Below are 7,131 nucleotides of genomic sequence, written 5' to 3' on the forward strand. Positions count from 1 at the left end.
CCTTCTCCGGAGGATGCGGTGAAGGCCCTCATCGAAGCGGTGAAGACAGACAATATCGACAAATTCGTCGCCGTTCTCGGGTCCGGGTCTAAGTCCCTCTTCTCATCGGGCGACGAAGTGGAAGATAGGGCAGGAATGGAACGGTTTGTAAAGTCCTACGAAGAAAAGAACAGGATAGAAAAAAAAGGCGCCGACAGGGCGATACTCTATACCGGGAACGATGATTATCCCATGCCGATCCCGATCGTGAAGAAGGGGCAGAGTTGGCATTTCGACACGAAGGCCGGAAAGGAAGAGCTCCTCACCCGCCGCATCGGGAGAAATGAGTTGCAGGTCATCGATGTGATGGAGACCTATGTCGACGCTCAGCGGGAGTATATCAAGAAGGACTGGGACAATGACGGTCTTTACGTCTACGCGCAGAGGCTCGTGAGTACCCCCGGCAAGAAGGACGGGCTCTACTGGGATGCGAAAGAGGGAGAGGAGCAGAGCCCCTTCGGTCCCCTCGTCGCACAGGCCACGGCGAAAGGATACACGAAGGAGGGAAGAGCTGAGAAGCCCACCCCCTTCCACGGTTATTATTTCAGGATCCTGAAGGCACAGGGCAGCCACGCGCCCGGCGGAGCTTATGACTATGTTTCAAAGGGAAAGATGATCCTCGGTTTCGGCCTCATGGCCTATCCGGCAAAGTACGGGTCATCGGGGATCATGACCTTCATCGTGAACCAGGACGGGATCGTCTATCAAAGAAATCTCGGAAAGCAGACCGCAAAGACAGCGGGGGCCATGGTGAAATACGATCCGGACAAGACTTGGACTAAGGTCGAATAGGCCGGGATGCCGTCACAAGAAGGGAATTGAAAGGCAGTTCCGGTCTCTTTTCGGTCGAACGGATCGAATCGCGTTCGTGGCCATACCCTGAAAAGTGCAGAACAGGGGGTGAAATCCATGGCTGACAGAGAGCAATTAGAAAAGCTGGCGAAACTGATCCGGTATTTCAGTCTCGTCTCGACCACCGAGGCGGGCTCGGGCCACCCGACATCTTCCCTTTCCGCTGCGGACCTCATGACCTGCCTCTTCTTCGCCGGGTTTTTCCGGTTCGATGCGGAAAATCCGCGACACCCGAATAACGACCGTCTCATCTTTTCGAAGGGTCATGCCTCGCCGCTCTTCTATGCCCTCTGGGCGGCGGCCGGGAAGGTTAGTGAAGAGGAGTTGATGACCCTGAGAAAGTTCGGCAGTCCGCTCGAAGGCCATCCGACCGTCGCATTCCCCTATACGGAAGCATCGACCGGCTCGCTCGGTCAGGGCCTTTCGATCGGCGTCGGGATGGCCTTGAACGCCAGGTTCATCGACAAACTTCCCTACAGGACCTTTGTGCTTCTCGGGGACAGCGAGATGGCCGAGGGGTCGCAGTACGAGGCGCTCGAGATAGCTTCATACTACGGATTGGACAACCTCGTCGGCATCCTCGATGTGAACAGGCTGGGTCAGCGTGGCGAAACCATGTATGGTCATGACCTCTCTGTCTATGAAAGGAGGGTCTCGTCCTTCGGTTGGGAACCCATCGTCATAGACGGCCATTCGGTACCCGAGATTCTCACGGCTTATGAAAAGGCACTCCAGGTCAGGTCCGGACCGGCGATGATCATCGCGAAGACGATCAAGGGGAAAGGGGTCTCGTTTGTTGAAGATAAGAACGGGTGGCACGGGAAGGCGCTGAAGAGAGACGAACTGGCAAAGGCGCTAGGTGAGCTCGGGGAGATCGACAGGACCATCCGCGGCGTACTGCGGAAACCCGATGACCTGAAGCCTGAGAAACAGTCGCCCCGGAAGGCGGAGGGGATTTCCTATTCAGGGGAAAAGCCGGTTGCGACGAGACACGCCTATGGTACGGCCCTGGCGAGGATATTCCCGGAGTTCCCCGAGATGGTGGTGCTTGACGGCGAGGTGTCCAATTCGACCTATGCCGAAATATTCAAGGCCTCGTATCCGGGCCGGTTCTTCGAGATGTATATCGCGGAGCAAAACATGGTAGGGACCGCGCTCGGCCTCTCCCGCAGGGGGAAGATTCCCTTTGTCTCGACCTTCGCCGCTTTTTTCACGAGGGCCTTTGATCAGATACGCATGAGCCAGTATTCGGACCCGAATATCAAGTTTTGCGGTTCCCACGCCGGGGTATCGATCGGCGAGGACGGTTCCTCTCAGATGGGTCTCGAAGACATCGCGATGTTCCGATGCCTCCTGAACAGCGTGGTACTCTATCCCTCCGACGCCGTCTCGACGGAGAAACTCGTCGAGGAGTCGGCACGGCACAAGGGGATCGTCTACCTTCGCACGACAAGGAAAGAGACGCCCGTCTTGTATCAAAACGACGAGACGTTTCCTCTCGGCGGGTCTAAGGTATTGAGAAAGAGCGGCGTTGACAGGGTCACGGTCGCTGCCGCCGGCGTAACGCTCCACGAGGCGCTCGCAGCGTACGAGGCGTTGAAAGCGGAGGGGATATCCGTCCGCGTGATAGACCTTTACAGCGTCAAACCCGTCGACCGGGTGACGCTCTCCCAAGCAGCCGGCGCCACGAAGGCGATCATCACGGTGGAGGACCATTTCGCCGAAGGCGGCATCGGAGAAGCGGTGAGAAGCGCCCTGGCCGACCTGCGGACGCCCGTCCATTCGCTCGCCGTGAGAAACATGCCGAGGAGCGGGAAACCCGATGAACTCCTCGCATACGAAGAGATTTCGAAAAACGCGATCATCAAGAAAGTAAAGGAGCTTCTATGAGACCGGAAAACCTCAAGACGAGAATATTCCTGGACGGGGGCGACCCCCACGAAACGAAGCAGGTTCTCGACCTGCTCGGGTTTCTTGACGGACAGACGACAAACCCCACGCTCATCGCAAAAAATCCGAGCGCGCGGAAGCGGCTCGAAAAGGGAGACAAGTTCACCGGTGAAGAGATCCTCAACTTCTACCACTTCGTCGTGAGGGAGGTTTCGGGACTGCTGCCGCAGGGTTCGATATCGGTCGAAGTGTATGCCGATGCGTCGACCCCCGCCGAGCAGATGCTGAAGCAGGGGCGGGAGATGTTTTCCTGGATCCCGAACGCACACATCAAATTCCCGACATCGCGGGAGGGGCTGAAGGCCGCCGAGGCGGCGGTCAAGGAAGGGTTGAGGGTGAACATGACGCTCTGCTTCACGCAGGAACAGGCTGCCGCGGTGTATTCGGCGACGCTCGGGGGGAAGAGGGGGAACGTTTTCCTTTCGCCTTTCATAGGGAGGCTTGACGACAAGGGAGAGAACGGCATGGATCTCATCGCCAACATCCTCTGCATGTACCGAAAGGGGAACGCCCATGTCGAAGTCCTGACAGCGAGCGTGAGGACCCTGGACCATCTGCTCTACGCGCTGAAGCTCGGATCTGACATCATAACCGCGCCCTTCACGATATTGAAGGAATGGAAAGAAAAAGGGCTCATTATTCCGGGCGGGGATTATGCGTATCAGTCCCGGGACCTGAAATCCATCCCCTACAAGCAGATCGATCTCACCGGCAGATCGCAGGACTACGATATATCCCATGATCTGACGGACAAGGGGATGGAGAGATTCTCGAGTGACTGGAATGCGCTCATACGATAGGGCGTTCCAAGCCTCGTGAGGTTCAGGAGCGCTGAGGAGAACCTCGATGAGTGAAGAGATTATCGACAGCAGATTTCTTCAGACATGCGACATCTCGTTGGAGGAGTTTACCCTTCAGCCCTGCACCATGGTGATTTTCGGCGGTGCGGGAGACCTGAGCCGGAAGAAGCTTCTCCCCTCCGTCTTTCATCTCTTTAAGGAACGCGAGCTCACCGACGGTTTCTCTCTGCTCGGGTTCGGCAGGAAGGAACTCACCGATGAGCAGTACCGCGCGATGATGGAAGAAGAGGTGAAGTCTTTCGGCGAGGGGCTCTATGATGAAGGCACCTGGCGAGAATTCGACAAACACGTCTTTTCCCTGTCAGGGACATTCGAAGATGATGAAAGCTATAAAAGGCTCAGGGATAAGATCGAGGGGATCACGACGCCCGACGGAGGGGGGAACAAAAATGTCATCTACTATCTCGCCGTGCCTCCTCAAGTCACTCCCGTCCTCGTGAAAAAACTGAAATACCATAACCTCTGCAGGGGGCCGTTCAACACGAAGATCATCGTCGAAAAACCGTTCGGCAGCGACCTCTCCTCGGCCCGCGAACTGAACAGGATCCTGACGGGCGCCTTCCGCGAAGAGCAGGTCTACCGTATCGATCATTACCTCGGCAAAGAGCCGGTCCAGAATATCATCTTCTTCCGCTTTTCGAATATGATCTTCGAGCAGATATGGAACCGCCTCTTCGTGGACAACGTGCAGATTACCGTTGCCGAGTCGATCGGCATAGAGGGACGGGGGGGGTTCTATGAGCAGACCGGCGTGGTCAGAGACATCGTCCAGAACCACATGCTCCAGATCCTCGGCTTCATCGCCATGGAGCCGCCGGTGGGCTTCAGGGCCGATTTTATCAGGGACGAGAAAGTGAAGATCCTTCGCTCCATGAGGCCGATGAGCCCCGACTATATCGACAGGTTCGTCGTCAGAGGCCAGTACGGCCGCGGAAAGCAGAACGGCGCCGCGGTCCCGGCATACGGTGAAGAGGAGGGTGTCGGTCCCGCTTCCCTTGTGCCGACCTTTTTCGCCGGGAAATTTTACATCGACAACCTCCGCTGGGCCGGCGTGCCCTTTTACCTGCGGACCGGCAAGCGAATGAAGAAACGCGTGACCGAGATCTGCATACAGCTCAAGAGGCTGCCCCTCCAGCTCTTCGGCCGTACCTGCGATTCCATGGAACCGAACGTGCTCGTGCTGACGATTCAGCCGGACGAGAAGATTTCGATGCGGTTCATGGTGAAGTATCCCTACGTGAGCAACCAGATATATTCCACGAAGATGGTCTTCAGTTACCGCGAAGCCTTTAAGACGCCGGAGCATCCGGCCTACGAGCAACTCCTCGTTGATTGCATGAAGGGGGACTTGACCCCCTTCGTGAGACAGGATGAGGTAGAGCTCATGTGGGAGATCGTCGACCCGATTATCCGGCGCTGGGAAGAAGTCACCCCCGAAAATTTCCCGAACTACGCCGCAGGAACCTGGGGGCCTCCGGAGGCCCACCTCCTCCTCGAACAGGAAGACCGTTGCTGGATAACTGACTGAGCCGGATACGTCGTCATCAAAGAATCAGACCCGCCTGGAGAAGCCGATGGCGGCACCCAATTTCTTGAAAAGCTGCAGCAATAGTCATAAAATATTGTCATGGATAAAAAATTGGATCCGGATAGCAAGCCTAAGACCGAGCTGATCACGGAAGATATCAAGAAGATCCTCAAGGAGACATTCGAGGAGCTCAGGGACGATGTCGTCATCGAGGTCTTCACCGGGAAGGGTACGAATGACGTATTCAACGAGACCTTGACCGGCCTCGTAAAGGTCCTCGCCGAGATTTCTCCAAAGATCAAAGCTTCCTTTTATACCCTAGGGGACGAACACTCCGGAGAGAGGGGAGTCACGAAGTCCCCGACCCTGCTAGTGGCCCCTGACAAATACAGGATTCGTTTCACCGGTGCGCCTCTGGGTGAGGAAGGCCGGTCGCTGATCCTGGCTATCCTCATGGCATCGACAGGGAGCGTTGTGATATCGGAGAAATCGTTGAAGCGGCTCATGGAAATCGATACGAAGCGGGAGATTCAGGTCTTCGTAAGCCCGACCTGTCCCTATTGCCCGCAGGAGGTCGCGTACGCGGTTTCCGCGGCCATCGCGAGGAGAGATTTCGTATCAGCCGAGGTGATCGAGATATTCGAGAACAGGGACATCGCTGAAAAGTTCGGGATCGTCTCTGTCCCCCAGACGTTTATCAACGGCATCCTCACCTCTCCCGGGGCGGAGCCCGAGGACTATTTTGTCGAATCCCTCCTCTCGCTGAAGCGTCCCGAGGTCGTGCCGACGGAGGTCTCGGACGTCCCCGTCGAAAAGGACCTCGTCGTCGTCGGCGCGGGGCCGGCGGGGATGACAGCCGCGATTTATGCGGAGAGGGCGGGTCTCAAGACCGTGATCCTCGAACGGGAGAATATCGGGGGGCAGGTCACGATAACGCCGGAGGTCGAGAACTATCCCGGTTTCACGAGGATCCCGGGAAAGACCCTCGTTGACATGATGGCCCAGCAAGCGGCGCAGTATTCCGAGATACACCTTTCAGAAGAGGTGAAGGAGATAGAGAGCGTCGACGGGCGCTTCCAGATAAAATCAAACTGGGCCATCTACCGGACAAAGGGTATCATCATCGCTACGGGAGTCGCCAATAAGAGGCTGGACGTACCGGGGGAAAGCAGGCTTTACGGGAGGGGGGTGAGCTACTGCGCCGAATGCGACGGATACTTCTTCAAGGACGGGAAAAAGGTGATCGTCGTCGGCGGCGGCAACACCGCGGCGACCTACGCCCTTTACCTGAACACCCTCGGGGCGAAGGTGACGCTCATCCACAGGAGAGAGGCATTGCGGTGCGAGATGAGACTGCAGGAGTCGATGACCCGCGACGGAATCGATATCCTCTGGAACAGCGAGGTGAAGGAGATCCTTGGTGATAAAGTCGTCACAGGGGTGAAGATAGAGGACAAGAAGGAAAAGGTCGTGAAGGAGATGGCTGTCGACGGGGTCTTCGTTGCGATAGGCTATATTCCGAACAACGAGGTCGCAAAGATGCTGGGGCTCGGAATAGATGAGGAGGGCTACATAAAGGTAGATGAACACCGGCGGACCTCCGTGCCGATGGTATACGCAGCAGGCGATATCACCGGAGGGGTGAAGCAGATCGTTGTGGCCGTCGGAGAAGGTTCCCAGGCTGCCCTCACCGCCTTTGAGGATCTCGAGACGCCCTATTGGGTCGAGAAGAAATAGGAGAGGAGGGATCGCTGCAGACCCTGCCTCAGCGAACAAGGTATATCATGGCTACGACGAGTCCGACCGTCACAACGATGCGGCGCAGAAGGATCGGACGAATACGGCCCGCCAGCCTTCCGCCTAATGCCCCTCCGGCGAGGGCACCAACGGCCATGATACCCG

The 7,131-nt window shown here is 56.9% G+C and carries 5 protein-coding genes; all 5 read left to right on the plus strand.

All coding sequences use genetic code 11. The features are described from left to right. Positions 1-831: DUF2950 domain-containing protein (locus tag VEI96_00180; protein HXX56396.1), on the plus strand; the 831-nt coding region annotated here is incomplete at its 5' end. A gap of 117 nt (positions 832-948) precedes the next feature. Then, the gene (locus VEI96_00185) at positions 949-2,781 is read left to right on the plus strand and encodes a transketolase (GenBank protein HXX56397.1); all 1,833 of its coding nucleotides are present in this window, start codon (positions 949-951) and stop codon (positions 2,779-2,781) included. Continuing rightward, positions 2,778-3,641 carry a transaldolase family protein gene (locus VEI96_00190; GenBank protein HXX56398.1) on the plus strand — a complete coding sequence of 288 codons (864 nt, stop codon included), beginning with the start codon at positions 2,778-2,780 and terminating at the stop codon, positions 3,639-3,641. Before VEI96_00185 ends, VEI96_00190 begins: the two co-directional genes overlap by 4 nt. A gap of 46 nt (positions 3,642-3,687) precedes the next feature. After that, on the plus strand, positions 3,688-5,229 hold the full coding sequence (gene zwf, locus VEI96_00195; GenBank protein ID HXX56399.1) for a glucose-6-phosphate dehydrogenase: 1,542 nt from the start codon (positions 3,688-3,690) through the stop codon (positions 5,227-5,229). Positions 5,230-5,328: 99 nt separating this feature from the next. Continuing rightward, the gene (locus VEI96_00200) at positions 5,329-6,966 is read left to right on the plus strand and encodes an FAD-dependent oxidoreductase (protein HXX56400.1); all 1,638 of its coding nucleotides are present in this window, start codon (positions 5,329-5,331) and stop codon (positions 6,964-6,966) included. The last annotated feature ends 165 nt before the right edge of the window (positions 6,967-7,131 follow it).

This window comes from Thermodesulfovibrionales bacterium (genome assembly GCA_035622735.1).
GTDB lineage: Bacteria > Nitrospirota > Thermodesulfovibrionia > Thermodesulfovibrionales > UBA9159 > DASPUT01.

Coding starts and splice junctions, on each gene's coding strand:
- VEI96_00185 (HXX56397.1), top strand. CDS start 949: ATGGCTGACAGAGAGCAATTAGAAAAGCTGGCGAAACTGATCCGGTAT.
- VEI96_00190 (HXX56398.1), top strand. CDS start 2,778: ATGAGACCGGAAAACCTCAAGACGAGAATATTCCTGGACGGGGGCGAC.
- zwf (HXX56399.1), top strand. CDS start 3,688: ATGAGTGAAGAGATTATCGACAGCAGATTTCTTCAGACATGCGACATC.
- VEI96_00200 (HXX56400.1), top strand. CDS start 5,329: ATGGATAAAAAATTGGATCCGGATAGCAAGCCTAAGACCGAGCTGATC.